The organism is Nocardioides alkalitolerans, from assembly GCA_038184435.1.
GTDB lineage: Bacteria > Actinomycetota > Actinomycetes > Propionibacteriales > Nocardioidaceae > Nocardioides > Nocardioides alkalitolerans_A.
Genome location: CP116227.1, coordinates 152,272 through 177,131 on the forward strand (window position 1 = coordinate 152,272; position 24,860 = coordinate 177,131).

The window sequence follows — 24,860 nt, forward strand, 5'->3', positions numbered from 1 at the left end:
CGGCCACCGGATTAGCGCTCGACGACCTGCTTGATCGCAGCCAGCGTCACCGGGATGCCCTCACGCGCCATCTGCTCGCGCAGGTCGACGCCCTCGGGTCCGAACTTCGCGGTCACGAACTCCTGCCCCCGCGGCGTGAACTCCCACGACTCGGTCAGGCGCGAGCCTCCGTCGACGGGCTCGATCGTGTAGGTCCAGAACACCCGCTTGTCGTTCACGGCCCACCCGAACGCGCGGCCCGGCTCCGCGACGACCACCTCCGAGCGGGTCTCCCACGTGCGGTCGGGCGTCTCGTTGCGGCCGGTGAAGTGCGCCCCGACCCGCGGCCCGTCGCCCTCGTCCCACCAGCAGGCGCGACAGATCGGGGACCACTCGCCGGTGCGGGTGACGTCGGAGACGACGTCCCACACCGCCTCGGGGGAGGCGGCGACGACGATCGAGTCCGAGAAGGTGCGGGAGGACGTCATGACCGCGAGTCTGCACCCTCGGTCGCGTCGGCGTCCTCCCGCTCCCGGGCCTCGGCCACGGTCGCGGGCCCGGGGCGCAGCCGGCGGTAGACCGTCCAGGCGATGCCCAGCGCCAGCAGGCTGTAGAGCCCGATCGTGATGGGGCTGCTCACCAGCGTCAGCGGGTCGTTGCCGGAGTTGCCCATGGCGTCGCGCAGGGAGTACTCGGCCAGCGGGCCGAGGATCACCGCGATGAGCACCGGCGCGAGCGGCACGTCGTTGCGTCGCATCACGAACGCGAGCAGGCCGAGCGCGCACATGAGCACGAGGTCGGTCTGGCTGGCGCCCGTCGCGTAGACGCCGAGACTGGCGAACACGGTGATCCCGGCGTAGAGGTAGGACTGCGGGAGCATCAGCAGCTTCGCCCACAGCGGCGCGAACGGGAGGTTGAGCACCAGCAGCACGATCGCCGCCAGGAACAGCGCGGCCAGCAGGGCCCACACGATCTCGCCGTTGCGCTCGAAGAGGAGCGGGCCGGGCTGCATGCCGTACTGCTGGAAGGTCGCCAGCAGCAGCGCCGCCGTCGCCGAGGTGGGGAGGCCCAGGGCGAGGAGCGCGCCCATCGCGGAGCCCGCGGTCGCGTTGCCCGCGGCCTCCGGTCCGGCGACGCCCTCGATCGCGCCGGTGCCGAACTCCGGCTCGTCCTTCCGTCGGTCGAGCTGCTTCTCGGTCGTGTAGGAGAGGAACGTCGGCACCTCGGCGCCGCCGGCCGGGATGATGCCGAACGGCACGCCGATGCTCGCGCCGCGGAGCCACGCCGGCAGCGCCCGGCGGAACTCCCGGCCCGAGAGCCACGGGCGGCCCCGCGACGGGATGAGCTCCGTGCCACCCGAGCGCCCGTGCCGCCCCGCCACGTGGAGCACCTCGCCGACGGCGAGCACCGCGACGGTGATGACCACGATGCTGATCCCGTCGAACAGGGCGGGGACGTCGAAGGTGAACCGCGCCGTACCGGTCGACTGGTCGGTGCCCACGAGGGCGAGGGCGAGGCCGAACACCAGAGCGGCGACGCCGCGGAGCGGCGACTCGGACACGACGGTCGAGATGGCGACGAAGGCGAAGAGCGCGAGGGCGAAGTACTCGCCCGGGCCGAACCGTGTGGCCAGGTCGGCCATCGTCGGGGCGAAGAACACCACGAGGACCGTGGCGAGGATCGAGCCCGTGAACGCGCCGATCGCGGACGTGGCGAGCGCCTGGGGTGCCCGGCCACCACGGGCCATCGCGTGGCCCTCGAACGTCGTCGCGATCGCCGTCGAGTTGCCCGGCGTGTTCATGAGGATGCCGGCCGTCGAGTCGCCGAAGAGACCGCCGAAGTAGATGCCGGAGAACATGATGAGTGCCGCGAGCGGGTCGAGCGTGAAGGTCATCGGCAGCAGCAGCGCGACCGCCATCGCCGAGCCCAGACCCGGCATGACGCCGACCGCGGTGCCGAGGAACGCCCCGACGACGACCCAGAGCAGGTTCATGGGGGTGAGCACGTCGCCGAAGCCGCCGGCGAGGCTGGAGAGCTGGTCCATTCGTCAGCCCCTTCCGAGGAAGCCGGACGGCAGCGCGAGACCGAGCATGCCGCTGAAGGTGATCTGCACGACCGACGCGAGGATGAACCCGACCGTCACGCTGCGCAGGAGGTCGCGGTTGCCGAGGCCGGTCGCGACGGTGGCGAACAGCACCGTCGCCATGACCAGCCAGCCGACGGTCTCGAGCAGCGCGGTGAACGCTGCCAGCCCGCCGAAGGTCGTCACGACCGCGCGCCAGTTGGTGTCGGCGCTCGCGGTGGCCTCACGGTCCCGCTGCTCCGCGGGCTTGGCGAAGGCCGCGCGCACGAGCAGCAGCGCAACGACGATCGCGATGGCCATGACCAGCCACGCGAAGCCCTGCGGGCCGAGCAGTCCGCCGTCGCCGACGACGTCCATCGTGAGGTTGCCGTGGAGGAGCACGCCCGCCAGGGCGAGCAGGAGGAGCGCGAGCACGAGCTCGCCGCGTCCGCTCAGCACGGTACGGCGCGGAGCCGCCGCCACCGGGGCGCTCACAGGATCCCCAGGTCGGTCAGCAGGCCGCGCGTGCGGACCTCCTCGCCGGCGATGAACTCGGCGAACTCCTCGGGCCCGCTGAAGCTGTCGTCCCAGCGGTTCCGTTCGATCGCCTGGCCCCACGACTCGGTGCCGACCATCTCCTCGGTGATGGCGAGCAGCTCCGCGCGCTCGGCGTCGGAGATGCCCGGCGGGGCGACGACGCCGCGCCAGTTGACGAGGTCGACCCCGTCGTAGCCCTCCTCCGCCACCGTCGGCGCGTCCACGCCGTCGAGGCGTTCCGGGGCCACGACGGCGAGGGCCCGGAGCCGTCCGCCGTCGATGAGGTCGCGGAAGTCGTTGTAGCCGCTGACGCCGACCGGCACCGTGCCGCTCGCCTCGGACAACAGCGAGAGGGTGAGCTCGCCGCCGCCCGCGTGGGGCGTGTAGTGGAGGTCGGCCGGGTCGAGACCGGCCGCAGCGGCGAGCTGCCCGGCGACGAGGTGGTCCACCGAGCCGGCTGACCCGCCGCCGATCGGGATGGTCGGGTCCTCCTGCCAGTCCGTCACGAAGTCGTCGAGGGTGGCCCAGGGGGAGTCGGTCGGCACGGCGATCACCTCGTAGTCGTCGGCGAGGCGCGCGATCGGGGTGACGTCGGTGAGGCGGGCCGAGCCGCCGCCCATCTCCACGCCGCCGACCATGGCGGCGCCGGTGACCATGAGCGTCGTCGCGTCGCCCTCGAAGCGGACGAGCTGGCCGAGGCCGATCGTCCCGCCGGCGCCTGGCACGTTGACGACCTGGACGTTGCCGACGATGCCGTCGGTGCGGACCGCCTGCTGGTACTCGCGCGCCGCGAGGTCGTAGCCACCGCCCGCCGCCGCCGGAGCGATCATGGTGAGCGCGGAGCGCGCCTGCGCGTCGCCGTCGCCGCCGCGGGCGTCCTGCACGGCGAAGAACCCGGTGGTGACGGCCAGCGTGAGGCCGATCCCGGCCCCGAGCAGGCCGCGGTCGCCGATCACCGCTTCACCTTGACGGCGAGCACGTCGCAGTCGGCCGCGAGGACGATGCGCTGTGCAGTGCTGCCCATGAGCAGCTTGCCGACCGGCGAGCGGTGCCGGATGCCCACGACGAGCAGCTCGGCGGCGTGCTCCCGGGCGGCCTCGAGCACGGCGTCGGCGGCGTCGGACGCCAGCACGCGCTCGATCCGGGCTGCGACGCCGAGGCCGGACGCCTCGGTCACGTAGCCCGCGAGCGTCGCGTCGGCAGCGTGCTTCGGGTCGGCGAGCGCGTCGTTCGACGACACGTTGAGGACCACGAGGTCGGTGCCCCGCATCCGGGCCTGCTCGAGCGCGGAGCGGAAGGCGGCGTCGGCGGACGGGGCGGGGGAGTGGGCGAGGACGACGGTCATCGTTCTCCTTGGTCGGGTGCGGCTGACCGTGTCGACGCTCACAGGTGACGTGTCCGCCGTCACCCTTGGCGACGTATCGGACGAAAGGGAACTTGTGGTCACGCCCCGCGACGCGTCGTGGCCCCAGCGCAGCGAGAAGTGCTGCGCTGGGGCCACGTCAGGGGGTGGGTCAGGCGGGCTTCACCGCCAGCACCGGCACGTCGGCGCCGAGCAGCACGCGCTGGGCGACCGAGCCGAGCACGAGCTTGCCGACGGGGGAGCGGCGCCGCAGACCGACGACGATCACCGTCGCGCCGGCCTTCTCGGCCGCCTCCAGCACGGCCTCGGCGACGTCCGGTGCCATGACGCGGTGCACCTCGTGGTCGATGCCCGACGCCGCCAGGTCCCGCTCGAGCGCGGTGACCTCGCCGTCGTCGGCGAACCGCTGGTCGACGAGCGCGTCCCCGCGCGTGGCGTTGACCGCCACGATCCGCGCCGAGCGGCGCCGGGCCTCGACGATGCCGTGCTCCAGCGCGGCGTGGCCGAAGTCGTCGGGCGTGTAGGCGATGAGCACGGTCTCGGACGTCATCGGACGCTCTCCTTCTCGACGGTCTCGTCGGCGGCGGGGGCCTTGACCGCGGCCTCGGTGGGGGTACGGCGCGGGCGCACCCGGGCGAGCACGAGGGGCACCGCGACGAGCAGCACGATCACGGCGTAGACCACGACCGCCAGGGGCTCGTCGACGAGCCCGGCGGGGTCGCCGCCGGAGATCGCCAGCGCCTCGCGCATCTTGGTCTCCATCAGCGGTCCGAGGATCACGCCGAGGATGAGGGGCAGCACCGGCAGCCCGAACCGTCGCATCGCCAGGCCGAGCAGGCCGAAGACGAGCAGCAGGAACAGGTCGAACGGCTGCTGGTTCGCCGTGTAGGCGCCCAGCGAGGCGAAGAACAGGATGCCCGCGTAGAGGTAGGGGCGCGGGATCCGGAGCAGCTTCGCCCACAGCGGCGCGAGCGGCAGGTTGAGCACGAGCAGCAGCGTGTTGCCGATGAGCAGGCTGGCGAGCAGCGTCCACACGAGGTCGGGGTGCTCCGTCATGAGCTGCGGGCCGGGCTGGATGCCGTAGCCCTGCAGCGCCGCCAGCATGATCGTCGCGGTCGCGGTGACCGGCAGACCGAGCGCCAGCAGCGGCACGAACGTGCCCGCGGCCGAGGCGTTGTTGGCGGCCTCCGGTCCGGCGACGCCCTCGATGGCGCCGCTGCCGAACTCGTGGCCCTTCTTCGCGAGGCGCTTCTCCAGCACGTACGAGAGGAAGGTGGGCGTCTCCGCGCCACCCGCCGGCACGGCGCCGAACGGGAAGCCGAGGGCGGTGCCGCGCAGCCACGGCTTCCAGGAGCGGCCCCAGTCGTCGCGGCCCATCCAGGGACGACCCACGGGGATCACCGAGAGGGGACGGCGGCGCAGGTGGGCGGCGACCCAGAGGGCCTCGCCGAGGGCGAAGATGCCGACCGCGACGACGACGATGTCGAGCCGGTCCGCCAGCAGCGGCTGGTCGAAGGACAGGCGCGGCTGGCCCGTGTTCATGTCGAGGCCGACGAGCCCGATCGTCAGGCCGATGAAGAGGGCGATGAAGCCGCGCAGCCGCGAGGAGCCGAGGACGCTGGTGACGAGCACCATCGCCATGAGCATGATCGCCAGGTAGGACGGGGCGCCGATCTTCACGGCCACCCCGGCGAGCGCGGGGGCGAAGAACACGACCAGCATCGTGCCGATCGTGCCGGCGATGAAGGAGCCGATGGCGGCGGTCGCGAGCGCCTGCGCGGCCCGTCCCTTCTTCGCCATCTTGTTGCCCTCGAGCGCCGTCATCACCGAGGCGGACTCACCGGGGGTGTTGAGCAGGATCGAGGTGGTGGAGCCGCCGTACATGCCGCCGTAGTAGATGCCGGCGAACATGATGAAGGCCTGGGTCGGCTCGAGGCCGAAGGTGACGGGGAGCAGCAGGGCGACCGCCATGGCGGGGCCGATGCCGGGGAGCACACCGACGAACGTGCCGAGCAGCACGCCGATCGCGGCCCACATGAGGTTCTCGGGCGTGATGGCCGTGGCGAGGCCGTCCGCGAGGAGTGACAGGGAGTCCATGACGCGCCTTTCAGAGGATCCCGTCGAGGACACCCGGCGTGAGCGGGATGCCGAGACCGACGTAGAAGCCGTACCAGCTGCCGACCGCGAGGACGGCGCCGATGAGGAGGTCGCGCACGTAGGTGCGCGAGCCGAGCGACCAGGTGGCGCCGGCGAAGAGGATCGCGCCCGAGATGGCCCAGCCGAGCCAGTCGACGGTCGCGATGGTGAGCACGAGCACGCCGACGAGCTTCGCGACGGTCAGCCAGTCGGAGCGCTGCGAGAGGTCAACGTCCTCGCCGTCCTCCGGGGACGGTACGTCGCCGCGCAGGGCCGCGAGGCCGAGCAGGACCCCGAGGCCGGCGAGCACCGAACCGATGACGTACGGGAACGCCTTGGGCCCGACGGGGTCGGCGAACCCGACGACGAGGGTGGAGGCGTCGTACACGGTGTAGGCGCCGACGACGACGAGCGCCGCGGCCAGGCCGAGCTGCGCGAGGTCGCGCTCGCGCTCGGGAGCGGGCGGAGGGGTGCCCTCGACCGCGGGGGCGGTGGGGGCGGCCGGTCGGGCCGGCTCGGTGGGGGTGGTGGTCATCGCGGGCTCGTTCCTCCGAGGGCGTCAGCAGGGGAGTGCGGGGTGGGGGTCACGACAGGTTCAGCCCGAGCTCGTCGAGGGTGTCGGCCACGCGGGCGTCCTCCTCGACCAGGAACTCCTCGAACTCGTCGCCGGTCTGCAGCGCGTCGATCCAGCCGTTGTCGGCCATCGCCTGCTGCCACTCGTCGGTCCCGTGCATCTCGACGACGAGCTCGATGAGGCGGTCGCGGGCCTCGTCCGAGATGCCGGGCGGGGCGAGCACGCCGCGCCAGTTGTTGAAGACGAGGTCGACGCCGGACTCGCTCACGGTCGGCACGTCGGAGAGGACGTCGTTGGCGAGACGCTCCTCGCCGGAGACGGCCAGCGCGCGCAGGTCGCCCGAGGCGATCTGGCCCTCGAACTCGCCGAGGCCCGAGAACCCGACCTGGATCTTGTCGCCCAGCAGGGCGGAGGTCAGGGGGCCGCCGCCGTCGTAGACGACGTAGCGGACGTCCTTGGGGTCGATCCCCGCCGCCTGGGCCAGCAGCATCGGGAAGAGGTGGTCGGGACCGCCGACGGACGAGCCGCCGCCGACCACGATCGAACCGGGGTCCGCGCGCCAGGCCTCGATGAAGTCGTCGAAGGTCGCGTAGGGCGAGCTCGCGGGAACGAGCACGCCCTCCTGGTCCTCGATCAGCTTGGCGATGGGCGTCGCGTCCTGGGGGCGGACGTCGTTGCCGTTGGAGTAGAGCGAACCGACGACGCCGAGACCCATGTACATCATCAGGTGCTCGTCGCCCTCGGCGTTCATGAGCCGGGACATGGCCACGGAGCCGCCCGCACCGATGATGTTGTTGATCTCGAAGTCGCCCTCGGTGAGGGTGTTGCGCTCCATGGCCGCCACGGCGGCCCGCCCGGTCTGGTCGTAACCTCCACCGGGGCTGTTCGGGATGTAGACCGTGTAGTCGTCCCCGGAGCCACCGCGGGTGACCCCGCAGGCGCTCGCCAGCGCCGCGACCATCACGCCGGCGACGGTCGCGCCGGTGATGCGGGTGAGCCGCGACGTACGGGAGAATGGCTGCTTCATGTGGTGATCGTCACCCCGCTTGTGGTCGGCGTCACGCTTAGGCGCGTAACGGAGGTTTCGGAACTTGTGGTCACCCGCGGCCGGTGCGCGCCGGCCCCGTCTCACCCTCGCGGGGCAGTTCCTCGTGCTGCAGCTCAGCGTGCTCGTGATGGTGCTGGGGGTCGCGGGGTTCGTGACGCTGCAGCAGACCGAGACCTCGTTCCGCGACGAGCGCGGCAGCCGCCTGCGGCAGGCCGCCGAGAGCCTCGCCAACACGGCGGTCGTGCGTGACGAGCTGCAACGCCGGTACCCGGCGACGGAGGCGCTCGCGTCCTACGCCACGGAGGTGCAGAACCGCCTCGGGGCCGACGCGGTCTACCTGACCGACGCGGACGGCCGGCAGGTCATCGGGCCCGACCCGACGCTCGTGGACGAGCGGATCGACCTCGGCGACGGCTCGATCCTCCGGGGCCGGGTCTGGACGGGGGACGTCGACGAGCGCGACCGGCACTCCCTCGCGGCGCTCGTGCCGGTGCTCGGGGACGACGGCGCGCTCGTCGGCATCGTCATGGTGGCGGAGACCTATCCCTCGTGGTCCGAGCTCGTCGAGCGCTCCGTGCCCGACCTCCTCGTGTTCCTCGGCCTCGGCCTCGCCCTCGGCGGGGTCGGCTCGTTCGTGCTGTCGCGGCTGATCAAGCGGCGTACCCGCGGGATGGAGCCCGCCGAGATCTCCGCCCTCGCCGACCAGCGGGAGGCGCTCCTGCACTCGCTCCGCGAGGGCCTGGTGGGGGTCGCCGCCGACGGCCGGGTGACCGTCGTCAACGACACCGCCCGTGCGCTGCTGGGGCTGGCGGAGGTCGGTCCCGACGACCGGCTCGCCGACCTCGACCTGCCGCCCGAGGTGGCCGAGCTGCTCACCGCGGACGAGCCCGAGGACGAGGTCGTCGACGCCCTGCTCGTGGTCGGCGGGCGCGTGCTCGTCGTCAACCGCCGGCGCGTGCGCGGGCCCGGCGCGACCGGTGGGGTGGTCGTCACGCTCCGCGACCACACCGAGCTCCTCGCGCTCCGCAGCGAGCTGCGCGAGCGCGAGTCGGTGACGGAGACGCTCCGCGCGCAGACGCACGAGTTCTCCAACCGGCTCCACACGATCTCGGGCCTGCTGCAGCTGGAGGAGTACGACGAGGCCTCGGCCGCGATCGGCACCATCGTGCGGCGCCAGGCGGAGATCAGCGACGGCGTGCGCGCCCGGGTCGAGGACCCCCAGGTCGCCGCGCTCCTCGTCGCGAAGGTGAGCGTCGCGGCCGAGCGCGGGCTGCCCATCGAGGTGGTCGACACCGACGGCGCCGGCCCCCTGCCCCGCCTCGACCCCGACCTCGCCGCCGACGTCGCCACGGTCCTGGGCAACCTCGTCGACAACGCCGTCGACGCCGTCGTCGCAGCGCGCGCGACCGACGCGGCGTCCCGCCGGGAGGACGTCGTCGAGGTGCGGCTCCGGTACGACGCGGGAGCGGCCTGGGTCGAGGTCGGCGACACCGGCGCGGGGATCGCCCCGGCGGACCACGCGCGGATCTTCGACCGGGGGTGGTCCACCAAGCCCGGCGGGATCGGCGGACGGGGCATCGGCCTCGCGCTCGTGCGCCAGGTCTGCCAGCGTCGGGGCGGGGAGGTGTCGGTCGGGTCGCGTCCGGGGGGTGGTGCGGTGTTCACTGCTCGCATGCCCGGCCGCCCGCACCCCGACGTCGAGGACGGCGCCCGTGCCTGACCGCCCCGACAACGGCCCGGACCTGCGGGTGCTCGTCGTCGACGACGACTTCATGGTCGCCTCCATCCACACCCGCTTCGTCGAGCGCGCCCCCGGCTTCACCCCGGTCGGTGTCGCCGCCACCGCGCGGGCCGCGCTCGAGGAGATCGACCGGCTGCAGCCCGACCTCGTGCTGCTCGACGTGCACCTGCCCGACGCCTCCGGCATCGACGTGCTGCGCCGCCTCCGCGGCGCGGGCAACGAGGTCGGCGTCATCATGGTGACCGCGGCGCGCGAGGCCGAGACCGTCCGGGCGGCGGCCGCGGCCGGTGCGGCGCACTACCTCGTCAAGCCGTTCGAGCGCAGCGACCTCGAGGCGCGGTTGGAGGGCTTCCGCCGCAGCCGCGCCGCGCTCGCGGCGATCGACACCGACGAGGCGTCGGCCGCGCGCGCGACGCAGGACGCCATCGATGCCGTCTTCGCCCCTGCCCCCGGCGCCCGGGTCGCCCTGCCGAAGGGGCTCTCCGTCGAGACCGCCGGTGCCGTGGCGTCGGCCCTCGCCGGCGGCGAGGAGCTGTCCGCCAGCGACGTCGCCGACCGGATCGGCGTCTCCCGCGTCAGCGCCCGGCGCTACCTCGAGCACTTCGTCGAGACGGGCCGGCTCACGGCGCGGTTGCAGTACGGCGGCACGGGCCGCCCCGTGCGGCTCTACCGGCGCGAGGACTGAGCCACTCGAAGCGGACTGGCCTGGTCCGCTGAGACGTGTTCCGCCAATGCGCGCGCGCCCCGGCGCTCCCGCGGCTAGCGTCCTCGGCCGGGTCCGGAGTGCTCTGCTCCGGACCCTCGTCACGTCAGGGAACGAGGATCTCCATGCGCACCACCACGAGGCTCGGGGCCGTCGCCGCCACCGCGGCCGGCACGCTCCTGCTCAGCGGTCTCGGCGCCGTCGCGCCGGCCCAGGCCGCCGCCGGGCTCATGATCGACACGATCACCTACGCCCCGGCGTACGCGGAGTCGCCGTCCCCGTACGTGCCGCTGAACTGCGGCGTGGAGATCGACTTCACGGACCCCACGCGCGGCTACGACTACGACGTCGAGATCTCTCCCGAGGTGGACGTGGACGTCTACCTGGAGGCGGACTACGACGGCGGCTTCTTCTACGTGGACTGTGGTGACGCCGACAGCGGGTTCCAGAACGGCGTCACGTACGCGTTCACGGTGGTGGAGTACAACGACCGCGGTCGGATCACGGAGACCGCTTCGCAGTCGTTCACGTTCAACGAGGTCGGCGCTCCGGTCGACGCGTGGGTCGAGAGCGGCGGCCAGCGGGTCGAGGGAGGGACGCTGCCGACGGGTCTCGTCGACCTCCGCTTCGAGGGCGAGTTCGAGCCCGGCACGTCCTTCCTCACGCTGGTGCGGTACTCGCCCACGACGAACTTCGGCGCTGCGGACGAGGCACGGAACCCGGTTGCCAGCCGCTACGTGAGCAGCGGATCCATGCCGGCCACTCAGCTCTCGGTGCCGCACAACCTGGGTGGCGGCTACGTCTGGATCTCGGTGCGTGCACAGCGGGCAGGACGTGCGCCCGTCGTCTTCGCGTGGGAGCCCTTCCGCGCGATCACCCCGCCGGCGACGCAGCCCGTCCCGGCCAGTTTCGTGCATCATGCCGGGCAGAAGTCTGGACCGGCGACGGCCGGTTACGGAGCAGCGGTCACCCGCGTCAACTTCACCGAGACGGGCGAGAGCAACGGGGCGCGCCCTCACTACCAGTGGTTCCTCGACGGGAAGAAGATCCCGGGCGCCACGACCGACACCTACGTCCCGCCGGTCTCGACCGTCGGTCGCCGGCTGACCCTCGGTCTCCAGATCACCGCCCCCGGCTACCTGCCGCGGAACGGTTCGTTCGACTTCGGCGTGGTCGGGCAGCGCTCGGTCCCGGCCGGGTGGGTCAAGGCGCCGGCGACGAAGTCCGGTACGGCGCGGGTCGGCAGCACCGTCGCGGTGTCGGGTCCGGCCCTCACGCCGACCGCGGTCTCCTCGGGCGCGAAGACCTACTACCAGTGGTTCCTCGACGGCAAGAAGATCCCCGGGGCGACCTCGCGGACCTACAAGGTCCCGGCGGCGGCCAAGGGAAAGACCCTCACGGTGGGGATCGCCGTGACCAAGACGGCGTGGAAGCCCCTCAACCAGACGGTGGGCTTCGGTCGGGTCGGCTGAGCCAGGGCAGGGGGTCGTCGCTCACGGCAACGTGAACGACGACCCCGGCTGCGTCACGAGCACGAAGTCGACGGTGGTGCGCAGCGTGAAGCCGAGGTGCTCGTATAGCCCGACCGCCCGGGCGTTCGCGGCGACGGTGTGCAGCATCGGCCGCTCGCCCCGCTCCGTGATGCCGGCGGCGACGGCGGCGACGAGGCCCGCGGCGTACCCGCGTCCCTGCCACGCCGGGTCCGTGCAGACCGCGCTGATCTCCGTCCAGCCGGCGGGGTGCATGCGTTCGCCCGCCAAGGCGACGAGCGCGCCGTCGGGGGAGTGGACACCCAGGTAGGTGCCCAGCGTGGCCGTGCGCGGGAAGAACGGTCCGGGCCGGGTGCGACGGGTGAGGTCGAGCATCGCCGCCACGTCCGCCGGGTCGTCGGCGTGGAGCCGACGGAGGCCCGGGAGGTCGCGGCCTCCGGCCGGCGGACGCTCGGCGACCATCTGCACGCCCGGCACGCTCTCGACCAGTCGCCACCCCTCGGGCACGGTGACGTGCGGCGCGGTGACGACCGCCGCGTCGTCCGGGCCGAGGAGGTCGCGGAGGTCGGCCCAGCACGCGGGGTCCGCGGGGTCGGCGAGCCCCGCGAAGGGGGCGACGTCGGCCGCGTACCGCCGCGCTGAGCCGGCGCCGACGGCGCGGTCGGCGTGCGGGCCGGTGAGGGCGGACCAGGCGACGTTGTCGAGCACGGGTCGAGGGTAGGGGTCATCCCATCGGGCGACGGCCCCGCGCGTCCGTTGTGGCGGGCCCGCGCAGTCCCTAGGGTGCTGCAATGAGGATCTCGGGCGTCCGGTTCGGTAGTCGTCGCATCGTCTCGTCCGTCGCGCGGGGCGCCACCGGGGCGGTGGTGGGCGTCTCCCTCGCCGCCTTCGTGCTCGGCTCCGCGCCGACGTACGCCGCCACGCCCGTCGTGACCGCTGCCGCGGCTCCCGCCGCCCCGGCCGCGGAGCCCACGGGCGAGCCGGCCGACGAGCCCACGGGCGAGCCGTCGGCCACGACGACGTCCGAGCCGACCGGCGAGCCGTCGGCGCCCCCGAGCACGCCGACGAGCCCGAGCACGCCGACGAGCCCGAGCACGCCGACGACCCCGCCGACGACGCCGGACGCGGACCCCGACGCCGAGCCGACCGCGGACACGATCGCCACCTCGATCGCGGTGGCCGGACCCGCGTCGTACCGGGGGGAGTTCGTCGACGTCCGGATCGCGGTGACCGACGCGAACGGCCAGCCGGTCGCGGGCGTGCCGCTCACGGCGCAGCGCTACGGCTACAAGACCTGGATGCCCCTGCCCGACCTCGTCACCGGCAGCGACGGCACCGCCTACGCCACGATCCAGATGTCGAAGTGGCGCATCGACAACCGGGTGCGCGTCCAGTTCGCCGGCAACGCCACCTACGGCGCGTCGACCGGTGAGGGTGCCGTGACGATGAAGATGCGGGAGGCGGTCGTCTACCTCGAGGTGAAGGGCAGCTCGGTCCGTGACGAGCACCCCTACCGCCTGTGGATGGCCGTCACCGACGAGGTGGGCAACGTCGTGACCGGCAAGCTCGAGGTGCAGGTCGACGACGGCTCCGGCACGAAGGTCCTCACCCGGGTCTCCCTCGACGCGCAGGGCAAGGCGCGGCTCGACGTCTACCCGCGCAAGGGCTCGAAGTACCGCGCGATCTTCCGCACCGAGGAGTGGATCTACCAGGGCACCAGCCCGAGCCGCTACGTGAGCGTGCTGCCCTACACGAACCCGGTCGCGCTGCCCGCGGGCGCGCCCAAGCCGTCGGTCGACACCCGCGCGCTCACGCCCGCGCGGGCGACCGTGGCGGGCGCGTTCCCGCAGGTGCTGACCATCCCGAACCACATCTGGAACCACATGGTGGGGCGCAGCTGGCGCAGCGGCTGCCCGGTCGGTCGCGCCGATCTCCGCCTCGTGCGGGTCAACTACATCGGCTTCGACGGCTTCCGCTACCGCGGCGAGATGGTCGTCCACAAGTCGGTCGCGACGCGCACGGCGAACGCGTTCGCGGCGATGCACAACTCCGGGATCCCGATCCGCCTGATGATCCGCGTCGACTGGTTCGGCTACAGCTCGACGGTCCGCGGCGCCGACGACTACCGGTCGATGGCCGCCGACAACACCTCGGCGTTCAACTGCCGCGACGTGGTCGGAAAGCCGGGCACGCGCTCCCCGCACTCCTACGGGCGCTCGATCGACATCAACCCGTGGGAGAACCCCTACCACTCGGCCCGCGGCGTCGTGCCCAACACGTGGTGGGTCAGCCGGTCGCACCCGCAGGTCGCGTGGCGCAGCTCCGGCCACACGGTGGTGAAGCTGCTGGCGCGCTACGGCATCCGCTGGACCTACGGGCTCAGCGACAAGCACCACTTCGACGCGTGAGCGACTGCGTCTTCTGCGGCATCGTCGCCGGCACGACCGAGGCCGACGTGGTGCACGCCGACGACGCGCTCGTCGCCTTCCTCGACCAGCGGCCGGTGTTCAAGGGCCACGTGCTGCTGGTGCCACGCACCCACGTCGTGACGCTCGACGAGCTGCCGAGCGACCTGCGCGACCCGTTCCTCGCGACCGCGCAGCGTCTCTGCCGGGCGGTCGTCGCGGGACTGGGCGCCCAGGGCTCGTTCGTGGCCGTCAACAACACGGTCAGCCAGTCGGTCCCGCACCTGCACCTCCACGTCGTCCCGCGCACCAGGGGCGACGGTCTGCGGGGCTTCTTCTGGCCCCGCACGAAGTACGCCGCGGGCGAGCGCGCGGCGTACGCCGAACGTCTCCGCGTGGCCCTCGCCGACGACCGTCCGAGCGATCGGTAGGGTGTGCCGCATGGGTCGATTCGACGGACGAGTAGCAGTCATCACGGGCGCGGCGCGAGGCATCGGCTTCGGCACCGCCCAGCGGTTCGCGAGCGAGGGCGCCTCCGTGGCGATCCTCGACCTCGACGAGGCCTCGGCGGCGGACGCCGCGGGCCGCCTCGAGCTCGCCGACGGCGCGAAGGCGATCGGCATCGGCGCCGACGTGAGCGACAAGGCGTCGGTGGACGCCGCCGTCGAGCGCGTCGTCACCGAGCTGGGCGGGATCCACATCCTGGTCAACAACGCGGGCGTCACGCGCGACAACCTGCTCCACAAGATGACCGAGGCCGACTGGGACATCGTCATGGGCGTGCACCTCAAGGGCGCGTTCCTCATGACGCAGGCGGCGCAGAAGCACTTCACCGAGCAGAAGTACGGCAAGGTCGTCTGCCTCTCCAGCGTCTCCGCGCTCGGCAACCGCGGCCAGGCCAACTACTCCGCGGCCAAGATGGGCGTGCAGGGATTCGTGCGCACCCTCGGCATCGAGCTGGGCCGCTTCGGCATCAACGTCAACGCGGTGGCCCCCGGCTTCATCGCCACCGAGATGACCGACGCGACGGCCGCCCGCGTGAAGATGAGCGTCGAGGACTTCCGGGCCGCCGCGGCGGAGCACAACCCCGTCAAGCGGGTCGGCTTCCCGGAGGACATCGCCGCGGCGGTGGCCTTCCTCGCCAGCGACGAGGCGTCCTACATCACCGGCCAGACGCTGTACGTCGACGGCGGCTCGACGCTCGTCTGACCCGTTCGGTCCCGCCCGACCGGCGCCCTCGTCCCGCGCGCCTCCACCGCCCCGCCCCCGCGCATCGGCAGACTCCGCCGATGACCGGACGGTGAGGAGCGGGCGGATGCGTGGGACGAGGGCGGGTCGGGTGCGGACGGGGTTCGCAGCGGCCGCGGTGACGGGACTGCTGCTGGGTGGGTGCTCGTCGGAGTTCGACTCCGCGGCGCCCGAGACCGAGGAACCCGCGGCGAGCGCGACGACGTCCGCCGCGGCCACGACGTGGCCCTACCTCGGCACCCCGCTGGCCGGCGGCGACGCCGCGCGGCCGGTGCTGGTGGTCAAGATCGACAACACCTCCCGTGCGGCGCCCCAGGAGGGGCTCGGCCAGGCGGACCTCGTCGTCGAGGAGCTCGTCGAGGGCGGCTCCACGCGGCTCGCGGCCTTCTTCCAGTCGGCCTACCCCGACGAGGTCGGGCCCGTCCGCTCGATGCGGGCCACCGACATCGGCATCGTCCCGTCGGACGGCAGCACCACCATCGTCACCAGCGGCGCCGCGCAGCGCACGATCGCGCGCATCGACGAGGCGGGCATCCCGTTCGTGGAGGAGGGCGCGCCGGGCTTCTCCCGCGCCGCGGACCGCTCCGTGCCCTACAACCTGTTCGCCGACCTCACCGCGATCGAGCCGACGGTCACCGCCGACGGGGACCGGCCGGCCGACTACCTCGCCTGGGGCGAGAGCGACGCGTACGCCGCGGGCACGCCCGCCACGGAGTTCGACGTGCGCTTCTCGCCCGACCACACCACGTCCTGGGAGCTCGACGGGGAGCAGTACGTCGTCGACGACGCGTTCAGCGCGGACGGGGACGGGTTCAGCGCCGACACGGTGCTGGCGCTCGAGGTCGACGTCGTCGACGCGGGCTACCTCGACCCGGCCGGCAACCCGGTGCCCGAGTCGGTGTTCGAGGGCAGCGGCTCCGCGACGGTCTTCCACGGGGGCCGTGCCGTCGCCGCCACCTGGACCAAGGCGTCCCCGTCCGACGCGGTGGAGCTGACGACGGCCGACGGGGCCGTGCTCACCGTGCCGCCGGGACGCACGTGGATCGAGCTGGTGCCGAGCGACACGGGGAGCGTCGAGATCGGCTGAGGGACCGGGCTCAGTCGCGCAGCTCGTCCTCGTCGGCGCTCGAGGCACTCGTGGCGGTCGCGGGCTCGGCCAGCTCGTCCGCCGTCGGCAGGGCCACGCCCGCCTCGCGGAGGAGCTGCATGCCGCTGATGAGGTAGCCGAAGGCGATCTCCACCCGGCGGCTGGCGTCGGTGGGCTCGTCGCTCTCCGCGACGACCTCGCCGGCGGCGGCGAGCGCCCCGAACAGGATGCGGCTGAAGGTGGACACGAGGCCGGCGTCGACCGGGCGGTCGCGGTCCACGAGGAGCTGGCCCACGAGGTCGTGCACGACGGCGAGGCTGGAGCGCTCCTCCTGCTCGCGCACCCCCTCGGGGCCGAGCACCGCCGGGGCCTCCTGCACGACGACGCGGCGGTAGCCCGGCTGCTGCACCACGTCGACGAAGGCGCGGAGCCCGGCGACGGCCTTGTCCCAGGGGTCGCGGTGCGCCTTCATCGCCGCCTGGATCACGCGGACGGCCTCGCCCTCCACGCGCTCGAAGACCGCCTCGAAGAGCGCGCGCTTGCCGTTGAAGTGGTGGTAGAGCGCGCCCTTGGTGACCTCGGCGCCCGCCACGATCGCGTCGAGGGAGGTGCCCGTGTAGCCGTCCTCGGTGAAGAGCCGCTCCGCGACGTCCACGAGCGCGCGCTTGGTCGCCGCGGAGAACTGGGCGCGCCGACCGGCCCCGGGCACGGAGGGCAGCCCGCCCCGCAGGAGCTTGGAGGCGGCGGTCGCTTTCGAGGACGGCTTCGGCATCGCCGCCCAGCATAGGGACGCCGCACGACGAGGTGGCGCTCGCCACGTGGGGGAGGTCACGGGTTTCCCGCCTTCGGTCTGGGCAACCGGTTCCGCATACTCGGAGTACGTACCGTGAGTACGTACCGAGGGTATGGACCACGGACGGGATCGACCCAGCGAAGGAGAGCACCGATGACCTGGACGACGTACCACCGTCGCGGCGAGGTTCTGCACAACGTGATCGCGGCCGCGAACGCGCGCGGGGACGGGCTGCTCCCCACCGACGTCGAGGGCGTGGCCGCGGTCTTCCGCGACGAGCTCGACCTGCTCGGCGCCCTCCAGCTGCGCTGGCACACCCGCCTGTCCGGCCGCATCGACGGGGTGCTGGGTCGGCAGCCGCTCGACCTCGAGGCCGCCGTCGTCGACGCCTGGGTCGCGACCGCCGGTCAGATGCCGGGTGTCCGCGCCGTCCTCGACCGCGCGCTCGCCGACGGCGTGGGCCCCGAGGCCGACCGCCTGCTCGGCAACGCCGTGGCGAAGGAGCGCATGATGCTGGCCGCGATGGCCGGTCGCTCGAGCTACGACGACGAGGCTGCCGTGGCAGTGGGTGCCAGCATCGAGGACCGTGCGCGCGCGGCGTGGGCGGTCTCCCCGCCCGCCGCCGGCACCGCCTCCACGACCACCGCGGCGCGCTCGACCACCCTGATCGACCGCCTCCGGTCGGCCCTCGCCTCCTGAGCCGGTCGAGCTCCCGCCGGGGCGCGGGGCATCATGGACCCATGGTCCCGCTCCACTCCGGCATGCTCCTGGTCGCCGCCCCGGAGCTGCAGGAGCCCAACTTCGAGCAGTCCGTCGTGCTGCTCCTCGACGCCGACGACGACGGCGCGCTGGGCGTGATCCTCAACCGGCCGTCCCCGGTGCTCGTCGCCGACGTGCTCGAGGGGTGGCGCGACCTGGCGGTCGAGCCGGACGTGCTCTTCCAGGGCGGCCCCGTCTCGGTGGACGGCGCTCTCGCCCTCGCCCGCCCGGCTGATCCCGGCGCGCCGCCCGTCGGCTTCCGCGAGGTCGTCGACGGCCTCGGCGTGCTCGACCTCGACACTCCGGTGGAGCTCGTCGCCGACGGTCTCGCCGGCCTGCGGATCTTCGTCGGCTACGCCGGTTGGGGGCCCGGCCAGCTGGAGGACGAGGTGGCCGAGGGCAGCTGGTACGTGGTGCCCGGACACATCGGGGACGTCTTCGCGCTCGACCCCGCGGAGCTCCGCCGGGACGTGCTGCGGCGCCAGCCGGGCTCGCTCGCCTGGGCCTCCACGCGCCCCGTGGACCCCTCCCAGAACTGATCCGGCCGGGCGGCCCGGGGCCGCCGACCGGAGCCCGCCGACGAATCGCGGGTGTCGGCGGGGCGCCGTAGACTCGTCGATCGTGAGCACGCGCATCGGATTCTCTCCCGACACGAGTGGCGGCACGAGCGTCATCGAGGACCGGCGGACGGTCCCGACCGACGAGGGTGACCACGAGCGCTTCAGCCACTACGTGCCGAAGGACAAGCTCACCGAGGCGATGGTCATGGGAACGCCCGTGATCGCGCTGTGCGGCAAGGTGTGGGTGCCGAGCCGTGCCCCGGAGAAGTACCCCGTGTGCCCGGACTGCAAGGAGATCTGGGAGTCCATGGGGGACGACGCCGGCTCGGGCGACAAGGCGTGACGCGGCCCCCCGCGCCGACCGGGGCCGAGCAGCCCACCACCGTCGACCTCTCGCCCGCGTGGCCCGACCGCGCGGCGTGGGGCACGGCGACGTCGCTCCGCGCCTGGCAGCAGGCTGCCATGCGGCAGTACCTCGAGCAGGCGCCCAAGGACTTCCTCGTCGTCGCCACCCCCGGCGCCGGCAAGACGACCTTCGCCCTGTCGGTCGCCAAGGAGCTCCTCGACCGCCGCATCATCGACCGCCTGACGATCGTCGCGCCCACCGAGCACCTCAAGGTGCAGTGGGCCGCCGCCGCCGCGAAGGTCGGGATCCCGGTCGACCCCACGTACGCCGCGGGCCAGGGCCGCACGTCGAAGGAGTACGTGGGCATCGCCGTGACGTACGCCGGGGTGTCGGTCAACCCGCTCGCGATGCGGATCCGCACCGAGCGGTTCCGCACGATGGTCATCCTCGACGAGATCCACCACGCGGGTGACGCCAAGTCGTGGGGCGAGGGCGTGCTCGAGGCCTTCGGTCCGGCCTCGCGGCGGCTGGCCCTCACCGGCACGCCGTTCCGCTCCGACATCAATCCCATCCCGTTCGTGCGCTACGTCGACGGGCCCGACGGCGTGCCGCGGTCCGCGGCCGACTTCGCCTACGGCTACCAGCACGCGCTCGCCGACCACGTCGTGCGCCCGGTGCTGTTCCTGGCGTACTCGGGCGAGATGCAGTGGCGCACGAAGGCCGGCGACGAGCTGACCGCACGGCTCGGCGAGCCCTTGACCAAGGACATGACGGCGCACGCCCTCCGCACGGCGCTCGACCCCAAGGGGTCGTGGATGCCGTCGGTGCTCGAGGCCGCCGACAAGCGGCTCTCCGAGGTGCGCCGGCACGTGCCCGACGCGGGCGCGCTGGTCATCGCCACGGACCAGGACTCGGCGCGCGCCTACGCCAAGCTGATCAAGGACATCACCGGCGAGTCGGCGACGGTCGTGCTCAGCGACGAGAAGGCGGCGTCGAAGCGGATCACCGAGTTCGCCGAGAGCGACAGCCGCTGGATGGTGGCCGTCCGCATGGTGTCCGAGGGTGTCGACGTGCCCCGCCTGGCCGTCGGCGTCTGGGCGACGACGACGTCCACGCCCCTGTTCTTCGCGCAGGCCGTGGGCCGCTTCGTGCGCGCCCGCAAGCGCGGTGAGACGGCGTCCATCTTCCTGCCGTCGGTGCCGCGCCTGCTGGAGTTCGCCTCGGAGCTGGAGGTCCAGCGCGACCACGTGCTGGGGCGTGCGGTGAAGGACGAGGACGACATCTTCGCCGCCGAGGAGGACCTGCTGGCGCAGGCCAACGCGTCCGAGGCGGCCTCGGACGACCAGCTCGGCAACTTCGAGTCGCTCGGCTCGGCTGCGGTCTTCGACCGCGTGCTGTACGACGGCGGCGAGTTCGGCCACGAGGGCGAGGTCAGCGTCGGGTCGGAGGAGGAGATGGACTTCCTCGGCATCCCGGGCCTCCTCGACGCCGACCAGGTGCGGGACCTCCTGCAGACGCGCCAGAGCGAGCGCGCGCAGAAGAAGCGCGACGCGGCGGCCACCCGGCCGGCGGCGGAGCAGTCCGCCCCCCGCGCCGAGGCGACCGCCCACGAACAGCTGGCGGTGCTGCGTCGCGAGCTGAACGGGCTCGTGGCGGCGTGGAACCACCGCACCGGCCAGCCCCACGGCGTGACCCACGCGGCGCTGCGCAAGGAGTGCGGCGGGCCGCCGGCAGCAGTGGCGACGGCCGAGCAGCTGCGCGCGCGCATCGACAAGATCCGCGACTGGGCGGTCCAGCGTCGTACGTGACGAGGGTCAGGCGTCCGCTGCAGGCCGGGCGCCCGGGCCGATCTCCAGCACCGTCTGCCGGGGGTCGGGCAGGTGGTGGCCCTCCGAGCAGACGGGCACGACGTCGACGCTGCCGCCGCACTCGCGGTGGCGGAACTCGATCGGTGGTCCGGCCTCGTCGGCGAGGTGCCGGTCGCCCCACCGCGTGAGGGCGATCAGCGCCGGCTGCAGGTCGAGGCCCTTGGGGGTCAGGCGGTACTCGTGCCGCACCCGGGAGCCCGGGTCCTGGTAGGGCTCCCGCGTCAGCAGGCCGGCGGCGACGAGGTTGCCGAGGCGGTCGGTCAGCACCTGGCGGGGGATGCCGGTGTGCTGCCGGATGTCCTCGAACCGGCGGACGCCGATGAAGACCTCGCGCAGCACGACGAGGGTCCACCGCTCGCCGAGCACCTGCATGGCGCGGACGAGGGAGCAGTTGTCGGTGGTGTAGTCGAGGACGGCTGGCCGGGGCACGGCGACCATCCTACGGTCTGGGTCTCGTTGACAGACGCAGGTTCCGGTGCTTGCCTGTGTCCATGAACCAGACCCAGCCCGACCTCGCGTCCGCGGACGGTCTCGCCCAGTTGCGGGCGATGGCCGACGGACGCGTCCCGCCGCCGCCCGTGTCGGCCACCCTGGGCATGGAGAACTTCGCCGTACCCGAGGTCGGCCGCGTCACGGTCGAGCTCGTGCCCGACCCCTCGCGCCACGACAACCCGCTCGGCACGGTGCACGGCGGCGTGCTCTCGACCCTTCTCGACACCGTCTGCGGCTGCGCGGTGCACTCGACGCTGGCCGCGGGGGAGACCTACACCTCGCTCGACCTCACCGTGAAGTTCCTGCGCCCCGCCACGGCGGCCTCCGGCGTGCTGCGCGCGGAGGGCACCGTCCTCCAGCGCGGTCGCCGCACCGCCCTCGCCGAGGGACGCCTCACGGACGCGGCGGGGCGCCTCGTCGCCCACGCGACGTCGAGCTGCATGATCTTCGCCTGACCGGGGAACCGGCGCGGCTCCACGGCCGTCCTAGGGTGGTACGACGTTGCCTGACGTCCTCGACCCAGGAGCTGATCTCGGATGTTCCTCCACCGCACCCTCCCGCTCTCCGCCCTCGCCGTCGGCCTGGTGCTCGCGCTCGGCGCCTGTGGCTCGGCGGACGACCCGGCCGAGCCCGACACCACCGACTCGAGCTCGCCGGACACCAGCGGCGGGACTCCCCAGAGCCCGGACCCCTCCGACCCGCCGACCGTCAGCCCGTCGGACGGCGCCGGCGACGCCGACGGGGCCGACGAGGTGCTGGCCGGAGCCGTCGCCGACCTCGCCGAGCGGGAGGGGGTCGCGACCGACGACGTCGTCGTGGTGAGCGACGCCGCGGTCCAGTGGCGCAGCGGCGCGCTCGGCTGCCCCGAGCCGGGCATGACCTACACCCAGGCCATCACGCCCGGCCGGCAGATCGTGCTCGAGGTGGGCGGCGAGACGTTCGCCTACCACGCGGCCACGGACGGGCCCGCGTCGTACTGCGTGAACCCCGAGGAGCCGGCCTCCGAGTAGGTCGGCCCGCCGGGTCGTCCGGCGCGTCCGGCTCAGTCGGCGTCGCCGACGGCGATCGCCGCCGCCTCGCCCTCGCTGTGGCTGGCGGGGGCGCCGTGCAGGGCCCGGTTCACCGTGCGCGCGCCGCCGAGCGCCACGAGCACACCGATGGCCACAGCGGCCGCGCCGAACCAGAACGGGGCGTGCACGTCGACGTGCTCGGCCAGCTTGAGCGCCACGAACGGGCCGACGGCGCCGCCGGTGAACCGCACGAACGAGTACGCCGCGGACGCGACCGGCCGCTCCACCGGGGCCGCGCCCATGACGGCCTCGGTCACCAGCGTGTTGTTGACGCCGAGGAAGGCGCCCGCGAGCACGATGCCGACGGCGACCACGGCCTCCGTCTCCGCGAGGAGCGCCATGACGGCGAGGTCGAGCGCGAACAGCGCGAGGCAGGCGATCATCGCCGGCACGGTGCCGAAGCGGCGCTGGAGCCGCGGTGCCACCACGACGGAGGTGACGGCGAGCAGCACGCCCCACCCGAAGAAGGTCCAGCCGACCTGCATGATGTCGAACGACGGCAGTGCGAACGGTCCGGCGGCCATGAGGGTGAAGAAGCCCAGGTTGTAGAACACCGCGACAAGGGCGAGCAGCAGCAGCGCGGGGTGGCGCAGGGCGCGGAACGGGTCGGCGAGCGACGTGCGGCGACCGGTCGCCGGCGTCGCGGGCAGGAAGACGGCCGTCGCGGCGACGGCGATCGCCATGAGCACCGAGACGCCGAAGAACGGACCGCGCCACGAGATGCCGCCCAGCAGGCCGCCGAGGAGCGGGCCGGAGGCGATGCCCAGGCCGAGCGCCGCCTCGAAGAGGATGATGGCGCTGGCCAGCGAACCCGTCGACGCGCTGACGATGGTCGAGAGCGCGGTCGCGATGAAGAGCGCGTTGCCCAGGCCCCAGCCCGCGCGGAAGCCGATGACGGCGCCCACGGAGCCGGAGGAGCCCGCCAGTGCCGCGAACACGATGATGAGGACGAGTCCGGCGAGCAGGGTGCGCTTCGCGCCGATGCGGCTGGACACCACGCCGGTGACGAGCATGGCGACGCCCATGACGGCCATGTAGCTGGTGAAGAGCAGCGACACCTGGCTCGGCGTCGCCTCGAGCTGGGCGGCGATCTCCTTGAGGATCGGGTCCACGAGGCCGATGCCCATGAAGGCGATGACGCAGGCGAACGCCACGGCCCAGACCGCACGGGGTTGGCGCCAGGGGGACGGGGACCCGTCGGCGGCGCCGTGGGTCGTCGCCGGGGAGGTGGGGGTGGCGAGGTCGGTCATGCGGTTCCTTCCGTGAGGGCGCGGAGCAGGTCGACCGCCCGCGCGAGGTCGTCGGGGGAGTGCCGGCCCGCGGCCAGCAGGCGGTCGCGCACGAGCGCCGCGTTGCGGCGGCGCTGCTCGGCGAGCGACGTGCGGCCGGCGGGTGTGAGCCCGAGCAGCGTCGAGCGGGCGTCGTCGGGGTGCGGCGTGCGGTCCACCCAGCCGCGGTCGACCAGGCCGCGCACGGCCGCGGTGGCGGTCGGTTGCGAGGTGCCGTCGAGCTCCGCGACCCGTCCGACGGTGATCGGTCCGTGGTCGTCGAGCAGGGCGAGCAGCCGCAGCGCGGGGGCGACCTGCGGCGCGCTGCGGCGGACCTGCCGCACGAGCCGTCCGGCGGCGGTCACCAGCTCGCCCGCGAGCCGCGTGAGGTCGGCGTCGGCGGTGGCGTCGGCGTCCGCGTCGGCGGTGGGGTCGAGGTCGGTGTCGGACACTCCGCCCACGCTACATAGTTTGCCTATGCAAGTAAATGCTGCGGATGTGTGACGATGCCGTCATGCCGACGTACGTCGCGTTCCTGCGCGCGATCAACCTGGGGCCCCGCAACAAGTACCCGATGGCCGAGCTGCGGGCCGCGCTCGAGAGCGCGGGGTTCGCCGATGTCGCGACCTACATCCAGACCGGGAACGTGCGGCTCACGACCCCGGCGCGCTCGGTCGCCCGGCTCACGGAGCGGCTCGAGGCCGTGGTCGCCGCCGACCGGGGGTTCCCGCTCGACGTCGTGGTGCTGACCCCGGCCGAGCTGCGGACCGCCGCGGCGGAGGGAGAGGAGCTGCTCGCCCGGGTCGCCGCGGAGGTGGGCGAGGAGCAGGTGCACGGCCAGTACGTCACGTTCCTGCGGGACCTGCCCGCACCGGACGCCGTCGCACGGCTCGACGGCCTCGTCGAGCCGGAGCGGGCGCGGCTCTCCGTCGTCGGCCGCGCGGCCCACCTGACCCTGCTCGAGGGCTACCAGCAGGCGCGGCTCGACAACAACCGGATCGAGAAGGTGCTCGGCGTGCGGGGCACGAACCGCAACCTGACGGTCGTGCGCCGTCTCGCGGCGGACTGGGGCTGAGGGTGCGCCGACGCCTTCTCCACCGCGGGCGATAAATGCCTTGAGGGGGTCGGGGCAGCGGCGTACCGTCCTCTGTACACGGGAAAGGAGGTGGTCCGAAGAATGAGTTCTTTCAGGACGCGTGAGGTGGCTGCCCGCTAGCAGCTCCGCCGTCGGCGTCGAGCCGCTGGCAATCCAAGGGCAGTCACCCGGCCCGCAGGCGCTCCGGACATGTCCGCCGGAGGCGGTGGGTGGAGTCTCGACTCCACGCACCACG

The 24,860-nt window shown here is 73.3% G+C and carries 28 protein-coding genes; 14 read left to right on the forward strand and 14 right to left on the reverse strand.

Annotated elements, in window-relative coordinates:
• Positions 1-11: 11 nt before the first annotated feature.
• The 9 genes from PIR53_00735 to PIR53_00775 all read right to left on the reverse strand — a co-directional run bounded on the left by PIR53_00735 (position 12) and on the right by PIR53_00775 (position 7,678).
• Positions 12-467 carry an SRPBCC family protein gene (locus tag PIR53_00735; GenBank protein ID WZH52542.1) on the reverse strand — a complete coding sequence of 152 codons (456 nt, stop codon included), beginning with the start codon at positions 465-467 and terminating at the stop codon, positions 12-14.
• Positions 464-2,023, reverse strand: a complete 1,560-nt coding sequence (locus tag PIR53_00740; GenBank protein ID WZH52543.1) for a tripartite tricarboxylate transporter permease — start codon at positions 2,021-2,023, stop codon at positions 464-466. The genes PIR53_00735 and PIR53_00740 overlap by 4 nt, the downstream gene beginning before the upstream one ends.
• Before the next feature lie 3 nt (positions 2,024-2,026).
• The gene (locus tag PIR53_00745) at positions 2,027-2,536 is read right to left on the reverse strand and encodes a tripartite tricarboxylate transporter TctB family protein (protein ID WZH52544.1); all 510 of its coding nucleotides are present in this window, start codon (positions 2,534-2,536) and stop codon (positions 2,027-2,029) included.
• The gene (locus PIR53_00750) at positions 2,533-3,534 is read right to left on the reverse strand and encodes a tripartite tricarboxylate transporter substrate-binding protein (protein ID WZH52545.1); all 1,002 of its coding nucleotides are present in this window, start codon (positions 3,532-3,534) and stop codon (positions 2,533-2,535) included. The genes PIR53_00745 and PIR53_00750 overlap by 4 nt, the downstream gene beginning before the upstream one ends.
• A complete protein-coding gene (locus tag PIR53_00755; protein WZH52546.1) occupies positions 3,531-3,923 on the reverse strand; it encodes a universal stress protein in 393 nt (130 codons plus the stop codon). The genes PIR53_00750 and PIR53_00755 overlap by 4 nt, the downstream gene beginning before the upstream one ends.
• Positions 3,924-4,092: 169 nt before the next feature.
• On the reverse strand, positions 4,093-4,491 hold the full coding sequence (locus PIR53_00760) for a universal stress protein (GenBank protein WZH52547.1): 399 nt from the start codon (positions 4,489-4,491) through the stop codon (positions 4,093-4,095).
• Complete coding sequence (locus PIR53_00765) at positions 4,488-6,038, reverse strand: tripartite tricarboxylate transporter permease (protein ID WZH52548.1); 1,551 nt, start codon at positions 6,036-6,038, stop codon at positions 4,488-4,490. The genes PIR53_00760 and PIR53_00765 overlap by 4 nt, the downstream gene beginning before the upstream one ends.
• Before the next feature lie 10 nt (positions 6,039-6,048).
• Positions 6,049-6,612 carry a tripartite tricarboxylate transporter TctB family protein gene (locus tag PIR53_00770; GenBank protein ID WZH52549.1) on the reverse strand — a complete coding sequence of 188 codons (564 nt, stop codon included), beginning with the start codon at positions 6,610-6,612 and terminating at the stop codon, positions 6,049-6,051.
• Between the two features lie 49 nt (positions 6,613-6,661).
• Positions 6,662-7,678: a tripartite tricarboxylate transporter substrate binding protein gene (locus PIR53_00775; GenBank protein ID WZH52550.1), complete on the reverse strand. Its 1,017-nt coding sequence runs from the start codon at positions 7,676-7,678 to the stop codon at positions 6,662-6,664.
• Between the two features lie 64 nt (positions 7,679-7,742).
• On the opposite strand from PIR53_00775, the gene PIR53_00780 reads away from it, so the two are divergent.
• From PIR53_00780 to PIR53_00790, 3 genes are all read left to right on the forward strand, one after another.
• Positions 7,743-9,419 (forward strand): ATP-binding protein, encoded by a 1,677-nt coding sequence (locus PIR53_00780; protein WZH52551.1) that lies wholly within the window; start codon positions 7,743-7,745, stop codon positions 9,417-9,419.
• The gene (locus PIR53_00785) at positions 9,412-10,125 is read left to right on the forward strand and encodes a response regulator (GenBank protein ID WZH52552.1); all 714 of its coding nucleotides are present in this window, start codon (positions 9,412-9,414) and stop codon (positions 10,123-10,125) included. Before PIR53_00780 ends, PIR53_00785 begins: the two co-directional genes overlap by 8 nt.
• 143 nt (positions 10,126-10,268) lie before the next feature.
• Complete coding sequence (locus tag PIR53_00790; protein ID WZH52553.1) at positions 10,269-11,615, forward strand: hypothetical protein; 1,347 nt, start codon at positions 10,269-10,271, stop codon at positions 11,613-11,615.
• Positions 11,616-11,636: 21 nt separating this feature from the next.
• On the opposite strand, the gene PIR53_00795 is transcribed toward PIR53_00790, so the two are convergent.
• Positions 11,637-12,341: a GNAT family N-acetyltransferase gene (locus PIR53_00795; GenBank protein ID WZH52554.1), complete on the reverse strand. Its 705-nt coding sequence runs from the start codon at positions 12,339-12,341 to the stop codon at positions 11,637-11,639.
• An 83-nt stretch (positions 12,342-12,424) separates the two neighbouring features.
• Between PIR53_00795 and PIR53_00800 the strand changes: the two genes are divergently transcribed.
• From PIR53_00800 to PIR53_00815, 4 genes are all read left to right on the forward strand, one after another.
• On the forward strand, positions 12,425-14,041 hold the full coding sequence (locus tag PIR53_00800) for a M15 family metallopeptidase (GenBank protein WZH52555.1): 1,617 nt from the start codon (positions 12,425-12,427) through the stop codon (positions 14,039-14,041).
• Complete coding sequence (locus PIR53_00805; protein ID WZH52556.1) at positions 14,038-14,469, forward strand: HIT family protein; 432 nt, start codon at positions 14,038-14,040, stop codon at positions 14,467-14,469. The genes PIR53_00800 and PIR53_00805 overlap by 4 nt, the downstream gene beginning before the upstream one ends.
• 10 nt (positions 14,470-14,479) lie before the next feature.
• Positions 14,480-15,247: a 3-oxoacyl-ACP reductase FabG gene (gene fabG / locus PIR53_00810; GenBank protein ID WZH52557.1), complete on the forward strand. Its 768-nt coding sequence runs from the start codon at positions 14,480-14,482 to the stop codon at positions 15,245-15,247.
• A 106-nt stretch (positions 15,248-15,353) separates the two neighbouring features.
• A complete protein-coding gene (locus PIR53_00815) occupies positions 15,354-16,373 on the forward strand; it encodes a DUF3048 domain-containing protein (protein ID WZH52558.1) in 1,020 nt (339 codons plus the stop codon).
• 10 nt (positions 16,374-16,383) lie between these two features.
• On the opposite strand, the gene PIR53_00820 is transcribed toward PIR53_00815, so the two are convergent.
• Positions 16,384-17,145 carry a TetR/AcrR family transcriptional regulator gene (locus PIR53_00820; GenBank protein ID WZH52559.1) on the reverse strand — a complete coding sequence of 254 codons (762 nt, stop codon included), beginning with the start codon at positions 17,143-17,145 and terminating at the stop codon, positions 16,384-16,386.
• A gap of 174 nt (positions 17,146-17,319) precedes the next feature.
• Between PIR53_00820 and PIR53_00825 the strand changes: the two genes are divergently transcribed.
• From PIR53_00825 to PIR53_00840, 4 genes are all read left to right on the forward strand, one after another.
• Complete coding sequence (locus PIR53_00825; protein WZH52560.1) at positions 17,320-17,865, forward strand: hypothetical protein; 546 nt, start codon at positions 17,320-17,322, stop codon at positions 17,863-17,865.
• A 41-nt stretch (positions 17,866-17,906) separates the two neighbouring features.
• Positions 17,907-18,464, forward strand: a complete 558-nt coding sequence (locus PIR53_00830) for a YqgE/AlgH family protein (GenBank protein WZH52561.1) — start codon at positions 17,907-17,909, stop codon at positions 18,462-18,464.
• A gap of 133 nt (positions 18,465-18,597) precedes the next feature.
• Positions 18,598-18,828, forward strand: a complete 231-nt coding sequence (locus tag PIR53_00835) for a DUF3039 domain-containing protein (GenBank protein WZH54378.1) — start codon at positions 18,598-18,600, stop codon at positions 18,826-18,828.
• Positions 18,825-20,639, forward strand: a complete 1,815-nt coding sequence (locus tag PIR53_00840; protein WZH52562.1) for a DEAD/DEAH box helicase — start codon at positions 18,825-18,827, stop codon at positions 20,637-20,639. Before PIR53_00835 ends, PIR53_00840 begins: the two co-directional genes overlap by 4 nt.
• A 6-nt stretch (positions 20,640-20,645) precedes the next feature.
• Here PIR53_00840 and PIR53_00845 read toward each other — a convergent pair whose 3' ends face one another.
• Positions 20,646-21,128, reverse strand: coding sequence for a helix-turn-helix domain-containing protein (locus tag PIR53_00845; GenBank protein WZH52563.1), 483 nt, complete (start codon positions 21,126-21,128; stop codon positions 20,646-20,648).
• A 62-nt stretch (positions 21,129-21,190) separates the two neighbouring features.
• Between PIR53_00845 and PIR53_00850 the strand changes: the two genes are divergently transcribed.
• A complete protein-coding gene (locus PIR53_00850; protein ID WZH52564.1) occupies positions 21,191-21,646 on the forward strand; it encodes a PaaI family thioesterase in 456 nt (151 codons plus the stop codon).
• Positions 21,647-21,727: 81 nt separating this feature from the next.
• Positions 21,728-22,201: a hypothetical protein gene (locus PIR53_00855; GenBank protein ID WZH52565.1), complete on the forward strand. Its 474-nt coding sequence runs from the start codon at positions 21,728-21,730 to the stop codon at positions 22,199-22,201.
• A 32-nt stretch (positions 22,202-22,233) separates the two neighbouring features.
• On the opposite strand, the gene PIR53_00860 is transcribed toward PIR53_00855, so the two are convergent.
• Positions 22,234-23,511, reverse strand: a complete 1,278-nt coding sequence (locus PIR53_00860) for an MFS transporter (GenBank protein WZH52566.1) — start codon at positions 23,509-23,511, stop codon at positions 22,234-22,236.
• Entirely contained in the window at positions 23,508-23,981 is a 474-nt protein-coding gene (locus tag PIR53_00865; protein ID WZH52567.1) for a MarR family transcriptional regulator, read from the reverse strand. Before PIR53_00865 ends, PIR53_00860 begins: the two co-directional genes overlap by 4 nt.
• Positions 23,982-24,043: 62 nt before the next feature.
• Here PIR53_00865 and PIR53_00870 point away from each other — a divergent pair, with 62 nt between their 5' ends.
• The gene (locus PIR53_00870) at positions 24,044-24,604 is read left to right on the forward strand and encodes a DUF1697 domain-containing protein (protein WZH52568.1); all 561 of its coding nucleotides are present in this window, start codon (positions 24,044-24,046) and stop codon (positions 24,602-24,604) included.
• Positions 24,605-24,860: the final 256 nt, after the last annotated feature.